The following is a 19,233-nucleotide window of genomic DNA, read 5'->3' as shown; positions in this document are numbered from 1 at the left end:
GAACGTTACCGTCCCATCGTTGTATCGGAAGTCGGGAATGGCGTGGCGGCCAGGTCACCCACGCCCACCAGCTCGGTGGGCGGCCCCTGGCTGATGAGCCGCCGGAAGCCCCGGATCGTCTCTTCATCCGGCTCCGGCAGCGTCGCCACCAGCGCCTCCAACAGCGGGGCGTACGGGGAGTGGGCGGCGCGCAGCGCCGTGCGAATCACCTCGATGCCCTCGCGGTTCGAGCGCAGCAGCGCCTCCGCCGTCCCCGTCTCATCGAAAGCGGCGAACTCCAAGACCACGGGAAGGTGATCGGGCAGCTCCTCGCGCTCCATCTCGAAGCCCGCGCGGCGCAGCACCTCCTTGAAGGCCAGGATCGCCTGCCCGCGCCCGCGGGTGTCGCCGTGCGTGTAGTAGGTCAGGCCCAGCGCGCACCGGCGCCGCTGGTCGAAGGTCTCCACGTACGTGGTCTGCATGGCGCGCAGGCCCGCGCCGCGGGCGTGGGCCACGAACGAGGCCAGGGCCGACGAGGCAGGCTCCGGCAGGTCCGCCAGCGCCTCCTCGACGGCGTTCAGCTTGGCCTCGAAGTCGTCCCCCGGGTAGTCCAGGAGCACCGAGACCGCCATGCGCACGGCGCGCGCGTCCCGCGGGTCCATCTCCTCGCTCGGAGCGGCCGTGGGAATGCGCGGGATGCCGACGAAGGTGCTCATCGAACGACCTCAAGGGGAAGCATGACGCGTCCCTCCGGCGAGGAACCACCCATCGGGCGGTTCGACGTGGCGGGCGCCATGCCGTGGAATGCCTCGACGTCGTAGGACACCGGGCAGCCCTCGAGATCCTTGATGCCGCGCGGCATCTCGGGGTGGGCTGTCGGGATGACGAAGCGGTCGTCGTACTTGGCGATCGACAACAGCCGGTACATCTCCTTGACCTTCTCCGGGCTCATGCCCACGGAGGCCGGGATCTCCTCGTTCGTCGGGTTGTCGACGAAGACGTCGCGCATGTAGGAACGCATCGCAGCAAGGCGACGCAGCGCCAGCTCCACGGGTGCCGTGTCTCCGGCCGTGAACAGGCCGGCCAAGTACTCCAATGGGATACGCATCTGCGAGATGGCGGAGAGCAGGACCCTGTGGTCCTCGCCGTCATTACCGGACGCGGTCACCTGGTCAACGACCGGCGAGAGCGGCGGCACATACCAGACCATCGGCAGCGTGCGGAACTCGGGGTGCAACGGCAGGGCGACCTCGTACTCGGTGATGAGCTTCCAGATCGGGGACTGCTGGGCGGCCGTGATCCACGAGTGAGGAACGCCGTTGGCCTGAGCCTGGGCCACCACCTGCGGGTCGAACGGGTCGAGCAGGATCTCGCGCTGGGCGCGGTACAGGTCACGCTCATCCTCCTGGGAGGCCGCCCAGGTGACGCGGTCCGCGTCGTAGAGCAGCACGCCCATGTAGCGCAGGCGACCCACGCAGGTCTCCGAGCAGATGGTCGGCTGGCCGACCTCGAGGCGCGGGTAGCACAGCGTACACTTCTCGGCCTTGCCCGTCTTGTGGTTGAAGTAGACCTTCTTGTACGGGCACGCTGAGACGCACATGCGCCAGCCTCGGCACTGGTCCTGGTCGACCAGGACGATCCCGTCCTCGGTGCGCTTGTACATCGCGCCCGACGGGCACGCGGACACGCAGGTCGGGTTCAGGCAGTGCTCGCAGATGCGAGGCAGGTAGAACATGTACGCGTCCTCGATGGTCTTGGCGACCTCAAGGTTCATCTGATGCAGGACCGGATCCTGATCCAGGGTCTCCATCGAACCACCGAGGTCATCGTCCCAGTTCGGACCCCACTCGGGCTTGTCGATGTGTTCACCCGTGATCTTGGACTTCGCGCGGGCCGTCGGGATCGCGCGGGAGTTCGCGGGCGCCTGGAGCAGCTTGTCGTACTCGTACGTCCACGGCTCGTAGTAGTCCTTCATCGTCGGCTGCGTCGGGTTCGCGAAGATCTTCGCGAGCGACGCCACGCGACCACCCTGACGGGGGACGAGGCGGCCCGTGGCGGTGCGCTTCCAGCCGCCCTTCCACTTCTTCTGGTCCTCCCAGCCGCGGGGGTAGCCGACGCCGGGACGGGTTTCGACGTTGTTGAACCAGATGTACTCGGTGCCCTCGCGGTTCGTCCACACCTGCTTACAGGTCACCGAACAGGTGTGGCAGCCGATGCACTTGTCGAGGTTCATCACCATCGCGATCTGAGCCATGACCTTCATCAGAACTGCACCTCCTGGGAGCGACGGCGAATCACCGTGACCTCGTCGCGGTTATTGCCGGTGGGACCGTAGTAGTTGAACGCGTAGGCGAACTGCGCGTATCCGCCGGCCAGGTGGGTCGGCTTAATGAAGATTCGCGTCAGCGAGTTGTGCGTACCGCCGCGCTTGCCGGATTCCTCGTTCAGCGGGGTGTTGATCTGGCGATCCTGGGCGTGGTGCATGAACACCGTGCCCTCCGGGATACGGTGGGAGACAACGGCGCGAGCCGACACGGTTCCGTTACGGTTCTTCGCCTCGATCCACTCGTTGTCGCGCACGCCGATCTTCTCGGCGTCGGCCGGGCTCATCCACACCGTCTGGCCGCCGCGGCCCAGCGTCAGCATGTACGGGTTGTCGTAGTACTGGGAGTGGATGGCCCACTTGTTGTGGATCGTCAGGTAGCGCACCGCGACCTCGGCCTGACCCGGCTGGCCGGGACGATGGTCGCCCACCGGACGCTCGCCGTAGATGTGCGCCAGGTCGAGCGGCGGACGGAAGATCGGCAGGGCCTCGCCCATGTCCATCATCCAGTCGTGGTCGACGTAGAACTGCGGGCGGCCCGTGAGCGTGTGCCACGGCTTGCGGCATTCGACGTTCTGCACGAAGGCGCTGTAGCGGCGACCGCCGTGCTCGGAGCCCGACCACTCGGGGCTCGTGATCACGCTGCGCGGCTGCAGGACCGTGTCCTGGTAGGTGATCTTCTTCTCCTCGTCACCCTCAGCCAGGAACGCCATCTCGTTTCCGACGCGCTTCTCCAGCGTGCGGAATCCCTGAACGGCCAGCGAGCCGTTCGTGGTGCCGGAGAAGCGCAGCGCCATGTTCGCCGCCTTGATCGCGGTGTCGCACAGGGGCGCACCCTCTCCGGCGTTGCCGTCCATGGGGGCACGTCCGTTGAGGTCGCCGAGCTGGTCGAGCGCCTCCTGCACGTTGTACGCGACGCCCTTGGCGGCCAGGCCGGCCTTCGCCAAGAGCGGGCCCATGCGGTCGAACTTGTATCCGACCTGCGTGTAGTCGCGCTCGATCGGGACCAGCTTCGGCATGGTCTTGCCGGGCGTCCAGGTCTGCTCGGGAACAACGCCATCCGCCATGGTCATGGCGTCCGGCGAATCGTGCCCCAGCGGAACCGCGACGACGTCCGTCTGCGTGCCCAGGTGGTCGCCGGCCAAGCGCCCCACGAGGTGCGCCAGCGTCTGGAACACCTCGAAGTCGGTGCGCGCCTCCCACGGCGGGTTCACGGCCTCGTCGAAGCAGTGCATGAAGGGGTGCATGTCCGTGGAGGACAGGTCGTGCTTCTCGTACCAGGTGGCGGCCGGAAGCACGACGTCGGAGTGCAGCGTCGTCGAGGTGTTCCGGAAGTCCGCGACCCACATGAGGTCGAGCTTGCCGGGGTGAGCCTCGCGCCAGTTGACGGACGCGGGACGGTTGCCCTCGTCCAATTCCTCGGCGTTGACCTCGTTACCGGTGCCCAGCATGTGGCGCAGGAAGAACTCGGTGCCCTTCGCGGACGAGCCGAGCAGGTTCGTCCGCCAGTTCGCGAGGATCTTCGGGACGTTGTGGTGGGCGTCCGGGTCCTCGATCGCGAAGTGCAGGCGACCCTCACGCAGCTCCTGGGACACGTACTGCGCGGGGGCCATGCCGGCCGCGGCGGCCTCGCGCCCCAGCTGGGTCGAACCCTTGGAGAACGTCGGGTAGCAGGGCATCCAGCCGCGCTGAACCGACTCGACCAGGGTGTCCACCAGCTGCTTGCCGTCCAGGTGCGAGGACTTGATCGGGTTCGCCATGGCCGAGGCCGGGGCCCCGTCGTAGCGCCACTGGTCGGTGGTCATGTAGTACCAGCCGGTGGAGATCATCTGGCGCGGCGGGCGCGCCCAGTCCAGGGCGAAGGTGAAGGAACCCCAGCCCATGATCGGACGGACCTTCTCCTGACCCACGTAGTGGGCCCAGCCGCCACCGTTGCGTCCCTGGGTGCCACACATTTCGGTCAGCGCCAGGAACGTACGGTACATCTCGTCGGAGTGGTAGTAGTGGTTCGTGCCGGCGCCCATGAGGATCATGGAACGACCCTGCGTCTCGACCGCGTTGGCGGCAAACTCGCGGCCGATCTTGATGGCGGCCCCGGCGGGTACCGACGTGAACTCCTCCTGCCACGCGGGGGTGCCCGGCGTGGAGGCGTCCATGTAGTCGGCGGGCCACTGACCCGGCAGGCCCTCGCGCTCAACCGCGTAGTGCGCCAGCAGGATGTCGTAGACGGTCGTCACGAGGCGGCCGTTCACGCGGCGCACGGGCACGCCGCGCAGCACGTATCCGCCGCCGATGGATGCCTGGCCGGGGGCCGCGGGCAAATCGAAGCGCGGCAGGGCGATCTCGACGCCCTCCCACTCGTCCGTGTCCATGATGGACAGCACCGGATCAACCCCGTCGAGGTTGAGGTTCCAGTGGCCCGCTCCCTCCTCGCCGAAGCGGTCCGCCAGCGTGCCGCCCGGGTCCTTGACCGTGCCGTCGGCCTCGATGACGAGGGGACGGAACTCGTTGTTCTCGGTGCGCTCGGTCGTGCCCTCGGGCATCTTGGCGGCCGTGAGGAACTTGCCGGGGACCAGCGTCGTCGGATCGATACCCTCGTGAGCGCCTTCGCCGACCTCGCCAATCTCCACCAGGAAGGGAGAGTCCGTGTAGCGCCTCATGTAATCCAGGAACATCGGCTCGCGCTTGCCGACGTGGAACTCCTTGAGGATGACGTGGCCCATCGCCTGGGCCAGGGCGCCGTCCGTACCCGGCTGGACGCGCAGCCAGTCGTCCGCGAACTTCGTGTTGTCCGCGAAGTCCGGGGACACGACGACGACCTTCTGACCGTGGTAGCGGGCCTCGGCCATGAAGTGCGCGTCGGGGGTACGGGTCAGCGGCAGGTTCGTGCCCCACATGATGAGGTACTGCGAGTTGAACCAGTCGCCGGCCTCGGGCACGTCCGTCTGGTCGCCGAACACCTGCGGGGAAGCCGGGGGCAGGTCCGCGTACCAGTCGTAGAAGGACAGCATGGTCGCGCCGATGAGCTCGTGGAAGCGCGCGCCCGCCCCGTAGGAGATCATCGACATGGCGGGGATGACCGAGAAGCCGGCGATGCGATCCGGGCCGTACTGCTTAATCGTGTGGACGTAGGCCGAGGCGACGATCTCCATCGCCTCTTCCCAGGTCACGCGGACCATGCCGCCGCGACCACGCTGCGACTTGTAGGCGCGCGCCTTCTCCGGGTCCTCCACGACCGCGGCCCACGCGTCAACGGGATCCCCGAGGCGGTTCTTGGCCTCGCGGAACATGTCCAGCAGGACACCGCGCACGTAGGGGTACTTGATGCGGGTCGGCGAGTACTCGTACCAGCTGAACGCGGCGCCGCGCGGGCAGCCGCGGGGCTCATACTCGGGCATGTCGGCGCCGGTGGACGGGTAGTCCGTCTGCTGGGTCTCCCAGGTGATGACCCCGTCCTTGACGTAGATCTTCCAGGAGCACGAACCGGTGCAGTTCACGCCGTGGGTGGAGCGCACGATCTTGTCGTAGCTCCAGCGCTCGCGGTAGAAGGAGTCGCCTTCGCGCCCGCCCTCAAGGAAGAGCTGGCGCGCGTCGGCGGAGGCCTTGCCGCGACGCAGCCACGAGCCGAGCGCAAACAGGGTCGCGCCGGTCGCGGGCTTGACCTCGCCGCCGTAGGTCGGGAAGGTCATGTCGGATTCGAGATTCGTCATGGGGTGCTCCTGAGAGTCGATTGACGAGGCAGTGGCAGGTCCACTGCGCACCGCGCAGTGAGGAGTGGATCAGCCGGGGAACGGGGCGTTCTTGCGCGCGTACATCACCCAGCACAGGACCGAGCACGCGGCGCAGAAGATGGCGCAGCCCAGGAAGAAGGCCCATGCACCGCCAGTGCCGACCGCGGAGAGAGCGACGCCGACGAGGAAGGGGCCGAGGGACGCGATGGCGGAGGTGAAGCCAATGGCGCCGCCGGCCTGGCGGGCCGGCATGATCATCGGCATCTGCTTGAAGGTACCGGCGTTGCCGAAGCCGGAGAACAGGAACATCGCGAGCATGAGACCCAGGAAGATCCTGAAGTCCACCATGCCGGTGGGGTTGTACAGGACCCAGGCGATACCGGCCAGGGTGATAGCCATGCCGACGCCGGAGATGAAGGTCCAGATGGCGCCGCCCATGCGGTCACAGAAGACGCCCCAGGACATGCGGATGATCGATCCGATGAGGGGGCCGAGGAAGGCGTAGGTCGCGCCCAGGACCGGCAGGTCGAGGGAGGACTCGCGGCCGAACTGGTTGTTGATGAGCAGGCCGAAGACTGCGGAGAAGCCGGAGAACAGGCCGAAGGTCATGACGTAGAGGATGGTCATGTACCAGGTGTTGGGGTTGGAGAAGATGTCCAGCTGCTGCTTGATGTTGGCCTTGACGGGAACGTCGCGCAGCCAGATAAAGGCGAGGATCGCGGCGACGATGCACCACGGGATGAAGAAGGCTGCGGCGTTGTAGACCCAGATGTGCTCACCGGCATGGTCGCCAGTGGCCTGCGTCTGCGGGGCCAGCCAGGTAATGCCGAAGAGGCCGAAGCCCATGAGGATGGGGCCGACCAGCTGGATGACGGACAAGCCGAGGTTGCCGATGCCGCCCTGCAGACCGAGGGCCGTGCCGGAGAGGCGCTTGGGGAAGAAGTAGCCGGTGGAGGCCATGTAGCCGGAGAACGCGCCGCCACCGATGCCACACATGAAGGCCAGGGTCAGCAGGACCCAGTAGGGGGTCGTGTTGTCCTGGACCGCGTAGAACCAGCCCGCCATAGGCAGGATGCACAGCAGGGAGGTGATGCCCACGAGCTTGCGCGTGCCGATCAGCGGGGGAAGGAACATGTAGATCAGGCGCAGGATGCCGGCGGCCAGGCCGGGCAGAGCGGTGAGCCAGTACAGCTGCGACTTATCCAGGTTGAAGCCAAGAAGCGTCAGCTTGGGCGCGATCGCGCTGGGCAGGAACCAGACGCAGAACGCCAGGATCAGCGAGTAGGTCGTGATCCACAGCGTGCGCCACGCGAGCTTCGAGTCCCACGTGGACTCGTCGTTGGGGTTCCAGTCAGTGAGCAAGTAGCGGCTCTTCTTGGCCGCGGGTTCGGTCGCGCTCATGGCTCTCCTCGTCTGTCAAGGGGCGTCCGATTTCATATGACGGACACTCATTAACACGGAGAGTACCAAGGGAAATACCATTCCCCCCGCGATCACATTGGGACGTACGTCACCCTTGAAACGTAGCCGAAAACTCCTCCACCCAGTAACCATCCGATCGTTGAAATACCGGCAACCGGACGCCGTTACATCACACCGGCGTTACGGAATTAGGGCGGGTCTATCCCCCGATACGGCTCATGGTGCGCGAGGGGCGCGCGAATGCATCGACATTCAGGCCGTGCGCGGCCGGTTTCGCCCACATCGCATCCGCCCAGCGCTGGGCGATCTGGCGGTCCGTTCCGCCCGAGCGCAGCAGGTCCCTCAGCGAGGTTTCCTCGGTGGAGAACAGGCAGGATCGCATCATCCCATCGGAGGTGAGGCGGGTGCGATCGCACGCCCCACAGAAGGGCGCGGAGACGGATGCGATGACGCCCAGCCTCTTACTCGGGTCGCCATCGACAATCCAGCGCCCCGCCGGGGAATGCGGGTCCTCGCGCGGGGCGGGAGTCAGGGTGTGGCGAGTGCTCATGATGTGCAGGATCTCGTCGGCGGTGAGGATACTGCGTCGATCCCAGGTGTTTGCGGGACCAATCGGCATCTGCTCGATGACGCGCAGCTCGATGCCTCGGTCCAGGCAGTAGTCGACCAGGTCCGGCAGGTCGGCCTCGTTCATGCCGCGCAGCACCAGCGTGTTGACCTTGATGGGGCTCAGCCCCACCCTCGCCGCCGCCTCGATCCCCTCGAGCACATCCCCCAGACGATCCCGGCGGGTGATGGCCGCAAAGTGCTCGGCATCCAGCGAATCAAGCGAAATATTCACGCGCTTCAGGCCCGCGCCCCTGAGCCCCTGAGCCCGCTTGGCCAGACCGAGCGCGTTCGTCGTGAGGGCCAGGTCGGGCACGTCCCCACGGTCGGTGCGCAGCTGGGAGCACTGTGCGATGATCCCCTCCAGGCCTCGTCGCAGGAGCGGCTCACCGCCGGTGAAGCGGACCTGGCGGATCCCGAGTTCCTCGACGCCAATGCGCACCAGCCGCACCACCTCGTCGTCCGTCAGCGTGTCCTCGGTGGGCAGCCAGTCGAGCCCCTCGGGCGGCATGCAGTACGAGCAGCGCAGATTACAGCGGTCGGTCAGCGATACGCGCAGGTCGCGGGCGATGCGCCCGAAGGAGTCGACGAGACGCAGGGGCGCGTCCCGCATCGCGGGGGACGCCGCGGCAGAGACGGAGGCGAACTCGACAGACATGGCGCAACCCTATCGCCATTTGTCCCGAGTCCGCCCCTCGAAAAAACAAGGAAGAACGGCGCGAGGCTGCCGAGGCCTCGTCGCTGAGAGAAAGGAAACAGTGGCCAGCAGTGACGAGCAGCTGGAGTCGAACGCTACCGTTGCCCTACGAGCAATTCACCAATCACGAGGAGAAACATGCGCGCCGGCGGCATGCAGGCCGAGGACGCTCGCACGCCCCTCGCGGACGGCACCCTGGTGAAGACCCCCTCAGCCCCCATGCCACCGCGACGGTCCCAGCCCCGCCTGCGCGGGAGTCCCAGCCCCGCCGACACGTGCCGCGTCGCGCCGCAATCCGGGCAGTCCCGCCTGCGCGGCGGTCCCGCCAGTCGCCCAGGAGGGGGTTTTTCTACATCTTGCTCCCACACCCCCGCGAGCACCGGCGTGTCGACGCAAAGATGTAGATATTCCCCCTCTCTCTCGCCCATCGCCACCGTCACCGCCAATCCCAGCGACAACCTCGTTCGACGCCATCGAAACAAAAACACGCGTACCCACACGCTAGAAAGTCAGACCAATTCATCGCATATAAACAAGAACGAAACGATATCAACCGCGCTAAAATCAATCCATGGATCCCAACCACGGGGGCATTGAAGCCCCCTTCATCCTTGGAATCGTTGAGCGTGCAATTCTTCGAGTCCCACGCTCCAGCCACCACGGCCTCACGAAGGTGCCGACTGCGACGCGGATCGCGGGCAGGACGTACCTTGACCTGGCGCGTCTGGAGAACATAGACGCCAGGCAGCTGCCGGAGGTCGTGCTCGCCGCACGGCTGTATCACCTCGCGTACACGCACCGGGCCATGGTGATCATCGGCCAATGCGCGCTCTGGGCGCACGGCGACCCGAGCGACCCACCACTGCCTCCCATCACCGTCGCGTCATCATCGCCATCCGCCCCCATCAGGCTGCCCGCCGTCACGGTCGGCACCCACAGGTTCCCGTCGGTCACCATCAAGCCTCGCCACGTCTGCCGCCTTCCGAGCGCAGAAAACGCCGGCGACATCTTTCTCGAAACTCCGCAGAGCGCTCAAGTCACGATTGCCCGCACGTCACCCAACCCGCGCTCCGCATTCGTTCAGCTCTGCATGATCGGCCACGAATTCACCCACTTCGACAACTTCCACCTCACGAACTCCCGACTGAACGAAAAGTACTGGAAGACGCTGCTGCGCGCGCAGCTCGCCGGTCTCGGAAAAAGCGCTCGCGGGCGCGCGCAAGCTCGCTGGATGATCACCCACGCCGACGCTGGGTGTGCCTCCCCCGGAGAGGCTCGCGTGCTTTACGAGTTGCGCGCCGCGGGACTCACGGGGATCCGCACACAGGTCGAGGTACACACGCGCGGGCGCCGCTACTTCATCGATTGCGCGTTCCCCGCCGAAAAAGTCGGCATCGAGTTCGACGGTCGCGCCAAGTATGGCGACGACGCCCGCAGCATCCACTCCTCGCTCGCCCGCGAGCGCGAGAGGCAACGACGCCTCGAAGCTGAGGGCTGGCATATCATCCGAGTCGGTTGGCACGACCTTGACCACCCGGGGGAGCTGATCGCTCAGATTCGCGCCGCGCTCGCCGCGCGCGTGGGGTGAGAACGCATGCGCCGACGCGACGACGCTGCCTGACGCCGCGCTCACCGCGCGCGTGGGGTGAGAACGGCTCCGGCCACTCAACGAGGCGGGGGGTTTTGCGACATTTATGGCCTCGCCGCGGCGTGTCGCCGGCGTGTCGCGCTCCTCGTGTAGAAATTCCCCCCGGTGGCCGAGCGCGTCCGCACGCCGGACTGTGGCCACGGCAGCTTAGGCATTCCCCCGTGGCCTCGCCGCAGCGGGAACCACCGTATCGCGCGTCCGGCGTCGACATTGCCCCCCCACCGATCAGCCAGCCCACCCGAGCAAGCCACGACCACGCGGCGCCGCTGCCACCTCGTGATGCCCGCTCCGCTGCCACCTCGTTCCCCTCGTGATGCCCGCGCGCACGTCTCTCGTACCCGACCTACCCCTACACTGGTTCCATGCATGACCCCGCTTTGTCAACCGCCCAGCACCGCGAGCTGATCGAGGCCCTCGCGCTCAGCCATATCCTGGCCCCCGAGGTGCTGCCCGCCGATCAGTGCCTGGAGCGTCGCCTGGCGCTCGATCTTGCCGCCCTGGCACCCCTTCCTCCCTTCACGAACTCGGCGATGGATGGTTTCGCCGTGCGCCGGGACGACCTGCGGGGCGAGGGGCCGTGGACGCTGCCCGTCGCTGGCGACATTCCGGCGGGCGACACGCGGGACAACCACCTGGAGGCGGGAAGTGCGTGGCGCATCATGACGGGGGCGCCGATCCCAGCGGGTGCGGACACCGTCGTCAAGGTCGAGCACACGGATCACGCGGCGGGCGTCGCCCAGGCTCCGGACACCGTGGAAATCCGCATCGCCCCGGCGCTCGGCGCGAATGTGCGCGTCGCCGGCGAGGCACTCGCCGAGGGGGCGCCCATCCTGGCGGCTGGCCAGCTCCTCGACGGGACGGCGCTGGCGGCCGCGATCTCGGTGGGGCACGGCAGCCTGCCCGTACTTCCTCGCCCTCGCGTCCTCGTCGTCACGACGGGCACGGAGCTCAGGGCAGCGGGAGAGGAACTCCAGCGCGGGCAGATCCCCGACTCCAACGGCATTCTCCTGCGCGGCCTCGTCGAGGAGGCCGGGGGACGGGTGGTGGCACACCTGCGCACCGGAGACACCCCCAGCGAGCTGCGCCGGGCGCTGGACGAGGCCCCCGAGGCGGACCTCGTCCTGACCGCCGGCGGCATCTCGGCTGGCGCCTACGAGGTGGTGCGCCTGACGCTCGGGAGGGACGCGGGATTCCATCACGTCTCGCAGCAGCCGGGCGGGCCGCAGGGCGTGGGCTCCACGGCGGTCGGGGCGAGCGGCGCGGACACCCCCGTCATCTGCCTGCCGGGCAACCCGGTGTCCGTGTTCACCACCTTCCACATGTACGTCGCGGGCGTGCTCGCGGTGATGTCCGGCCTGGTCGCGCCCGAGCACGGTGCGACGACACCCAGCGCGATCACGGCGCGCGCCCACGTGGGATGGGACTCGCCGCGCGGCAAGACACAGTTCATTCCCCTGTGCTTCGTCGACGAGGCTGGCGAGAGGGCCGACGACGTCTTGTCGTATGATCGCCGCGGCGGCGAGGCCTGGGTCGCCCCCGTCCATCCCCTCGGGTCGAAGTCGCACCTCGTCGCGTCGCTGGCACGCGCGCGCGCCGTCGGCGTCGTACCTCCCGAGTGCGAGGCCGTCACGCCAGGCCAGGAGCTGGCGGTTGTCCCGCTGGTGGGCTGAGGCTCGCCCGCGCTCGGCACTCCGAGTCCCTACTGTCCGAGAGGAACACCCATGAGGTTCACGCACCTGAACGACGAGGGCTCCGCCTACATGGTGGACGTCACCGCTAAGACCCCGACCGTGCGGCAGGCCAGCGCCGTGTGCCGCGTTGACTGTTCCGAGGAGGTCATGCGGGCGCTGCGCGAGGGCACCGTGCCCAAGGGCGATGTCCTGGCCGTTGCTCGCGTGGCTGGCATCGCCGCCGCCAAGCGCGTTCCCGATCTGCTGCCCCTCGCCCACACGATCGGCGTCCACGGGTGCGAGGTGGACCTGTCTTTGCGGGAGGATCACGTGGCGATCCGCGCGACGGTTCGCACGGCCGACCGCACGGGTGTGGAGATGGAAGCGCTGACGTCGGTGACCGTGGCCGCCCTGGCCATCATCGACATGGTCAAGGGCGTGGATCGCAGCGCCCGGATCCGGGACGCAAAGATCGTCGCCAAGTCGGGTGGCCGCAGCGGGGATTGGGTGCGCCCCGCGGACCCGGAGGACTGAGCAACCCCGGAGAGCTGAGCGCCCCCGGAGAGCTGAGCGCCCCCGGAGGACAAATGACACCGAAGCGAACGGCGGCCGACGAAACGCGCTGCGGGCGAGGCGCCGAGGCGCCGCCTCCCGGATGCCCCGCCTAGGCGCGCGGGTGGTCTCCGCCGCCGAGCTGGTCGAGAACGTGGGAGATGAGCGGGCCCACGACGGCGACAGCGTCGGCGACGCCGCCGCGAGATCCGGGGGCGTTGACAACGAGTGCCCCCTCGCCGCTCCGTCGGGTGACGCCGACGAGGCCACGGGAGAGCACCGCCGAGGCCACCGAGTTTTCGCCGCGACGCCGCACCGCGTCGGCCATCCCGTCGATTCGCGTGGAGAGGAGAGGCTCGGTGGCCTCCGGGGTTACGTCCCGCGGGGACACCCCCGTGCCACCGGTCGTGAGGATGAAGCGCGCGCCGTCGGCCTCGGCGCCGCGGATAGCGCCGCGGATGGCGTCGATGTCGTCGGGAACCACCACGAGGGTCGCGTCGACGCCGTAGTCGGCGAGCAGGCGCACCGCGAGGGGGCCGGAGAGGTCCTCCGCCTCGCCCGCCGAGCAGCGATCGGAGACGGTGATGACGCGCGCGCGGGTCACGTCAGTGCCGCGCGCTTCCGCGCCGACGCGCCGACCGACGCACGCGAATACCGGAGGTAACCGGGTCGACGTCGTTAAACTGCCGGGGCGAGAGTTCGTAGTCGACGCGGTGAGTGGGCTCCGGCTCGAAGGCCTGCGGGAGCGGGCGGCGGCTCGCGTCCGTGACGCGCTGGGTGGCTCGCTGCGGGAACGCGGGAGGGGCGGGAATCGGTTCGAGGACCTCACCGACGCGCGGCTGGCTGGCCGCCGCGGGGCGTGTCGGCGCAGCGGGGCGCGCGGGTGCCGCAGTAGGCGCAGCGGCGGGCTGCGTGGGCGCAGCGGGCGCACGAGCGGGCTGGGCCGGCGTGTAGGCTCCGTCGGGCACCACCGCGGTGGGGCGAACGCGAACGGGACGGATCTGGGGAACCGACTTCGTGACGGGGCCGCGGGCGCCCTCGGGGGCGCCGGGGGAAGCGACGGGCGCTCCCCCTCGGACGGGCGGGCGCGAAGGCGGCAGCGGCGGGGCGTCCGGCGCATGCAGGATCGACGACGCCGCGGGGACGTCTGCCGGGTCGTCCGCGTTGCCGGAGACGCGCTCAGAGAAGGGACGGCCTGCTCGACGCGGCAGGGGCGAGGCCTCGGTGCCGCGATGGCGAGACAGTCCCGCGGGAGGAGGCATCGGGACGGGCTGCCCCTGGGGGCGCGCGGCGGGCGCGACCGGCGCGGCGTGTGCCGCAGGGGCCACCGAGGGGACGACGGGCGCGGAAGAAGCGGGCGGAGCGACGAATGCCGCGGGAGCCGCCGGAGCGTCGGGGGTGATCAGCTGGGCCGGGACGCCCTCGCCGGAGGCGTGCGTGGCGGGGGCCTCGACCCGAGGCGTCGGCGCCTGCGCGGCAAGATCCTCGGGCTCGTGGACGGGGGCGGCCACGACGGGCATCTCACTGGCGGAGCGGCGGCCGATGAAGAAGGAACGCAGCTGCATGGCGGCCTCTTGGGCCAGGACGCCACCGATGACCTCGGTGGGGTGCGGCATGCGAGCGTCTCGCAGCACGTCGCGCAGGGAGCCCGCCGCGCCCGCCTTCGGATCCCACGCACCGAAGACGACACGGTCGACGCGCGAGGCGAGGATTGCTCCCGCGCACATCGTGCAGGGCTCAAGGGTGACGACGAGCGTGCAGCCCGTCAGGCGCCACGTGCCGAGCGCGCATCCTGCCTCGCGCAGCGCGACGACCTCGGCGTGGCCGGTTGGGTCGTGATGACCCTCGCGACAGTTCCACCCTCGCCCGATGATGCGACCACCGGCATCGACGACGACGGCTCCAACGGGGACGTCACCCGTTTCGCGCGCGCGATTGGCTAGGAACAGGGCCTTGCCCATGGCTTCGCGGTACTGTTCGTTAACTGTCACCCTCCTAGCTTACCGGCCCGAGCACCATTGGGGTAATTGAAGTCCGCGGGGCTGGTGAGGTTCATGTGACACAAGAGCTTGACACCCTCCCATTCCTCGGAAAAGTGGCGAGCTGGCAGCCTTTCCGCGCCGCCCCACCAGCACCAACCGCGCGGTCGGTACACCGGGGTGCGCGGCCCCGCGCGAACGCGGTAGCCTATAACCATGCGCCTCCACGTAGCTAACCACCCCCTGATCACTCACAAGCTCACCGTCCTGCGCGATCGCGAGACGCCGTCGGCGACCTTCCGTCAGCTGGTTGACGAGCTGGTCACCCTCCTCGCCTATGAGGCGACCCGCGAAGTCGCCGTCACCGAGACCGCGATCAACACCCCCGTCGCGCCGACGGTCGGCCTCAAGCTCTCCGAACCTCGTCCGATCGTCGTTCCCGTCCTGCGCGCCGGCCTGGGCATGCTTGAGGGCATGACCCGTCTCCTGCCCACCGCCGAGGTCGGCTTCCTGGGCATGCGCCGCGACGAGGACACCCTTGAGATCGAGACCTACGCCAACCGCCTGCCCGACGACCTGTCGGGACGCCAGTGCTTCGTGCTCGATCCCATGCTCGCCACCGGCCACACCATGGTCGCGGCCACCAACTACCTGTTCGAGCGCGGGGCCAAGGACGTGACCTGCGTGTGCATCCTCGCCGCCCCCGAGGGCGTGAGCACGCTTGAGTCCGCGATCGGCGACCGCGCCGACGTCAACGTCGTCGTCGCAGCCGTCGACGAGCGCCTGAACGAGAAGTCCTACATCGTGCCGGGCCTGGGCGACGCAGGCGACCGCCTCTACGGGATCGTCGACTGACGCTCCGGGAGGGGCCGGGGAGCCGCGCGAGAACGCGACGATGTGGGGAGGGATTCGTTCCCTCCCCACACTTTTCCCCTCCCAACTGGCCATTGGCCGCGCGTCCTCGCCCATCGGCGAGGCGTTTGCGCAGGTCCGGGAACACTGTGACCTTGCGCTCGTTGTAATGTAAGTCCCTCGAAATTAGCTGACCCTCACCTCATGCTTATCGCATGGCACTGATCCAGACCAATCCCAAGCGCCGCCGGTACGGCGTTGCAGCACTCGCAGGCGTCCTCGGTGGCATCGTCTCCGCCATCGTGAAGTTCGGGTGGGAGGTGCCTCTGCCCCCGCGCACCCCCGAGCGCAACGCGACCAACCCACCGCAGGAGCTCCTCCAGCAGCTGGGCGTGCCCGAGAGCGTCACGCACCTGAGCTACTCCTTCAACGGCAACGATGGCCTGCCGTGGGTGTCCTTCGTCGTCCACTTCGCCTTCGCCATCGGCTTCGCCGTCATCTACTGCGTCCTGGCCGAGCGATTCCCCCAGATCAAGCTGTGGCAGGGCGCGGCCTTCGGCATCGTCGTCTACGTGGCCTTCCACGTGGTCCTCATGCCGCTGATGGGCACCGTCCCCGCCCCGTGGAATCAGCCCTTCGCGGAGCACTTCTCCGAGTTTTTCGGCCACATCATCTGGCTGTGGGTCATCGAGGTCTTCCGACGCGACATGCGCAACCGGATCACCCACGAGCCGGACGCCGAGTTCCCACTCGAGACTCGCACCAACTGAGCACCCTGCTGACGTACGTGCCCCGGAACCAGTCGGTTCCAGGGCACGTACGTGTCGGCGTCTTCGGATCAGAAGGCCGGGATGACGGAGCCGTCGGACCAGGTCTCCTGGATGTACTTCTTGACCTGCTCGGAGTGGAGGATCTTCTCAAGCTTGGCGATGGCCTCGGACTTGTCGGTCCCGCTCTTCCACACGAGGACGTTCACGGCAGGGTTGCCCTCGGGCGACTCGACAACCAGGGCGTCGCTGGCGATGCTCTTGCCGCCCTCCTGGGCGAAGTTGCCGTTGATGACCGCGTAGTCGAAGTCGTCAAGGGAGCGCACCAGCTGCGGACCCTCCACCTCGCGGAAGTCAAAGTTCTTCAGCTTGGTGACGGTGTTGATGTTGACGTCACCGTCGCCCTCGGGGAGGGAGACGAGGCCCTGCGTGGCCAGAAGCTCCAGGGCTCGCGCCTGGTTGGATGTGTCGGAGATGATGCCGATCGTGCCGCCGTCGGACAGCTCGTCCAGGGACTTGTGCTTGTTGGAGAACACGCCGAGGGGCTCCAGGTGGATGCCCTCGCCAGCCTCGAAGTCGTAGCCGAACTGTTTCTCCGCGTTCTCCAGGTAGGGGACGGTCTGATAGAAGTTGGCGTCGAGATCGCCGTCGTTGAGCGCCGTGTTGGGCTGAACGTAGTCGGTGTACTCAACGATGTCGAGCTTGATTCCCTCGGCGGCAGCGAGGTTATCGTTGACGTAGGTGAGGATCTTCGCGTGGGGCGAGGGCGTGGCGCCCACCTTCAGCGTGACGACGCCGGAACCGTCGGGGGAGGTGGTGGTGGAGCCGCCCGAGCAGGCCGCCAGGCCCAGGGAGGCGACGGCCGCCAGGCCGAAGGCTGCGAGAGTGCGGTGACGCATGGTGCTTCTCTTTCTTGGTTCGTGATGGGATGGATGGTCGAGGCCGGGGTGGCCTCACCGGGTCTGTCAGCGCGCCCGGTGATCCAGGGCGCGGGAGATGATGTCGCCGACCAGCTGAATGACCTGGACGATGAGGATGATGGCGACGACGGTGGAGATCATGACGTCGTCCTGCCAGCGGTTGTAGCCGTAGTTGATGGCCATCTGGCCCAGGCCGCCGCCGCCGACTGCGCCCGCCATCGCGGAGTAGCCGATCAGGGTGATGGCCAGCGTCGTGATCGACTGGACGAGGGCGGGCAGGGCCTCGCGAATGAGGACGCCCCAGCGGATCTGCCGGTTGGACGCGCCCATCATCTGCGCGGCCTCGATCTTGCCCGGATCGACGGCCAGGAGGTTCGTCTCCACGAGGCGCGCGAAGAAGGGCGCGGAGAGGATCACGAGCGGCACGACGGTCGCCAGGGAGCCGGTGGATTTGCCCACGATGAGCTTCGTCAGGGGGATCAGCATGATGATGCCGATGATGAAGGGCAGCGACCGCACGATGTTGACGACGAAGGAGACGCCCTGGTAGACGGCCTTGTTGGGGGTGAGCCCACCCTTGCCGGTCTGGACCAGGACGAGGCCCAGGAGGGTGCCGATGACGACCGCGAAGAGGGTCGACAGGCCCGTCATCATGAGGGTTTCGAGGATCGCGGGGCCGAACTTGTCCGTCAGCGCGGGGTTGTCCAGCCACGTGGGGTCTCCCTTGCCCGCGGGCAGGAGCGCCAGCGCGTGGGCGGCGGTCGCGGCGGCGTTGTGTGCGGCGGTCATTGGTCCCTCACTTCCGCGTGGACGTTGTTCTTGCGCAGCTGCTCGATGATCTTGTCGGCGTGGTACGCGGGGACGGTCAGGGCCAGGCGGCCCACCTGCACGCTGCCCAGGGACTCGAAGGTTCCGGCGGTCACGTCAGCGCCCATCGACGAGGCCAGGTGCAGGACGGTGGCTCCCGTGGGCACGCCCGGGTGCGAGGTGAACACGACGTCGAGGAGGACGACGCCGGAGCCGGCATCGGCGGGGACGTCCGCGGTGTCGACGACGGGCATGGGCACGAGCTCGCGGGCGAGCGGCGTGGCGGGGTCGGCCACGACCTCTTCGAGGCTTCCCGTCTGCAGGACCTGCCCGTGGCCCAGGAGGGTCACCGAATCGCAGATCTCGCGAACGACGGCCATCTCGTGGGTGATGATGACGACCGTGACACCGGCGACGTCGCGCACGCGGCGCAGCAGCGCGAGGATCTGCGCGGTCGATTCGGTGTCGAGTGCGCTCGTCGGCTCGTCGCACAGGAGGACGGCGGGTTCGTCGGCCAGGGCGCGGGCGATGCCGACGCGCTGGCGCTGGCCGCCGGAGAGCTGGGAGGGGTAGGAGTTTCCGCGCCCTTCAAGGCCGACGAGCTCGAGGAGCTCATCGACGCGCTGGTTCCGCTTGGCCTTGGGTACGCCCGCAAGCTTGAGCGGGTAGCCGATGTTCTCTGCCGCGGTGCGCGCGTCGAGCAGGTTCGCGGCCTGGAAGACCATACCAATGCGGCGCCGAGCGGCACGCAGGTCGGCACCGGCCAGCGCGCTCAGGTCGCGCCCGTCGACGACGATGTGGCCATCGGTGGGCTTCTCCAGCGCGGTCAGGCACCTGATGAGCGTGGACTTACCCGCGCCAGACCTGCCGACGATCCCATGGATGGATCCTCGTTCGACGTGCAGGTTCACCCCATCGAGCGCGACAACCTGGCCGCCGTTTTTCACGGGGTAGACCTTGGACACCCCGGTGAGGTCAATCATATGCTTCTCCGTTACTGGGCCGGTCGGCCCGCACGTTCAGCATATGGGGGGCGGATACGCGAGCGCCATGCATGCCGTTACAAAACTCCGCATCGTGGCTAAACCCTCACCGATCAGTGCACATACCTCGTAACGCCGCGCATTCGCGGGGTCGGTACACCGCCCTCGCACCATCGAAACCCGGGCGAAGCGCCGCACGCACCCCAGCCCCGCTCACCCAACGCCGCGCTCGCCCAGCTGTTCCCCGGCCGAGGCTCCGCTCACCGAGGCAGTCCCACGCGCGACGCACGGCCGAGG

15 protein-coding genes are annotated in these 19,233 nt (G+C 68.1%); 5 read left to right on the top strand and 10 right to left on the bottom strand.

Features of this window, described 5'->3' with window-relative positions; genetic code table 11:
• Positions 1–5 precede the first annotated feature (5 nt).
• From narJ to moaA, 5 genes are all read right to left on the bottom strand, one after another.
• Positions 6–695 (bottom strand): nitrate reductase molybdenum cofactor assembly chaperone, encoded by a 690-nt coding sequence (gene narJ / locus NQK35_RS09400; protein ID WP_009212623.1) that lies wholly within the window; start codon positions 693–695, stop codon positions 6–8.
• Complete coding sequence (gene narH, locus NQK35_RS09395) at positions 692–2,242, bottom strand: nitrate reductase subunit beta (RefSeq protein WP_048772409.1); 1,551 nt, start codon at positions 2,240–2,242, stop codon at positions 692–694. Before narH ends, narJ begins: the two co-directional genes overlap by 4 nt.
• Positions 2,242–6,012, bottom strand: a complete 3,771-nt coding sequence (locus NQK35_RS09390) for a nitrate reductase subunit alpha (RefSeq protein WP_257114002.1) — start codon at positions 6,010–6,012, stop codon at positions 2,242–2,244. The genes narH and NQK35_RS09390 overlap by 1 nt, the downstream gene beginning before the upstream one ends.
• A gap of 69 nt (positions 6,013–6,081) precedes the next feature.
• Positions 6,082–7,434, bottom strand: coding sequence for an MFS transporter (locus tag NQK35_RS09385; RefSeq protein ID WP_257114001.1), 1,353 nt, complete (start codon positions 7,432–7,434; stop codon positions 6,082–6,084).
• A gap of 220 nt (positions 7,435–7,654) precedes the next feature.
• Positions 7,655–8,719, bottom strand: coding sequence for a GTP 3',8-cyclase MoaA (gene moaA / locus NQK35_RS09380; protein ID WP_257114000.1), 1,065 nt, complete (start codon positions 8,717–8,719; stop codon positions 7,655–7,657).
• 610 nt (positions 8,720–9,329) lie between these two features.
• Between moaA and NQK35_RS09375 the strand changes: the two genes are divergently transcribed.
• The 3 genes from NQK35_RS09375 (at position 9,330) to moaC (ending at position 12,610) form a co-directional block, all read left to right on the top strand.
• Positions 9,330–10,346, top strand: a complete 1,017-nt coding sequence (locus tag NQK35_RS09375) for an endonuclease domain-containing protein (protein ID WP_257113999.1) — start codon at positions 9,330–9,332, stop codon at positions 10,344–10,346.
• A gap of 422 nt (positions 10,347–10,768) precedes the next feature.
• Positions 10,769–12,076, top strand: a complete 1,308-nt coding sequence (locus NQK35_RS09370; protein WP_257113998.1) for a molybdopterin molybdotransferase MoeA — start codon at positions 10,769–10,771, stop codon at positions 12,074–12,076.
• Between the two features lie 51 nt (positions 12,077–12,127).
• Positions 12,128–12,610 (top strand): cyclic pyranopterin monophosphate synthase MoaC, encoded by a 483-nt coding sequence (moaC, locus tag NQK35_RS09365; protein WP_257113997.1) that lies wholly within the window; start codon positions 12,128–12,130, stop codon positions 12,608–12,610.
• Positions 12,611–12,740: 130 nt separating this feature from the next.
• Here the strand turns inward: moaC and NQK35_RS09360 are convergent, their stop codons facing one another.
• Together NQK35_RS09360 and tadA are read right to left on the bottom strand one after the other, a co-directional pair.
• Positions 12,741–13,232 (bottom strand): MogA/MoaB family molybdenum cofactor biosynthesis protein, encoded by a 492-nt coding sequence (locus NQK35_RS09360; protein ID WP_009212631.1) that lies wholly within the window; start codon positions 13,230–13,232, stop codon positions 12,741–12,743.
• Between the two features lies 1 nt (position 13,233).
• Positions 13,234–14,619, bottom strand: coding sequence for a tRNA adenosine(34) deaminase TadA (tadA, locus tag NQK35_RS09355; protein ID WP_257113996.1), 1,386 nt, complete (start codon positions 14,617–14,619; stop codon positions 13,234–13,236).
• 204 nt (positions 14,620–14,823) lie between these two features.
• On the opposite strand from tadA, the gene upp reads away from it, so the two are divergent.
• Entirely contained in the window at positions 14,824–15,462 is a 639-nt protein-coding gene (gene upp / locus NQK35_RS09350; protein ID WP_009212633.1) for a uracil phosphoribosyltransferase, read from the top strand.
• A gap of 212 nt (positions 15,463–15,674) precedes the next feature.
• Complete coding sequence (locus NQK35_RS09345) at positions 15,675–16,229, top strand: YagU family protein (protein ID WP_257113995.1); 555 nt, start codon at positions 15,675–15,677, stop codon at positions 16,227–16,229.
• A gap of 68 nt (positions 16,230–16,297) precedes the next feature.
• Here NQK35_RS09345 and NQK35_RS09340 read toward each other — a convergent pair whose 3' ends face one another.
• The 3 genes from NQK35_RS09340 to NQK35_RS09330 form a co-directional block, all read right to left on the bottom strand.
• A complete protein-coding gene (locus tag NQK35_RS09340; RefSeq protein WP_257113994.1) occupies positions 16,298–17,125 on the bottom strand; it encodes a MetQ/NlpA family ABC transporter substrate-binding protein in 828 nt (275 codons plus the stop codon).
• Between the two features lie 66 nt (positions 17,126–17,191).
• Entirely contained in the window at positions 17,192–17,935 is a 744-nt protein-coding gene (locus tag NQK35_RS09335; RefSeq protein WP_009212636.1) for a methionine ABC transporter permease, read from the bottom strand.
• On the bottom strand, positions 17,932–18,936 hold the full coding sequence (locus tag NQK35_RS09330) for a methionine ABC transporter ATP-binding protein (RefSeq protein WP_257113993.1): 1,005 nt from the start codon (positions 18,934–18,936) through the stop codon (positions 17,932–17,934). The genes NQK35_RS09335 and NQK35_RS09330 overlap by 4 nt, the downstream gene beginning before the upstream one ends.
• Positions 18,937–19,233: the final 297 nt, after the last annotated feature.

Source organism: Schaalia odontolytica (assembly GCF_024584435.1).
Classification (GTDB): Bacteria; Actinomycetota; Actinomycetes; order Actinomycetales; family Actinomycetaceae; genus Pauljensenia.
This window is presented reverse-complemented; position numbering and strand designations above follow the sequence as displayed.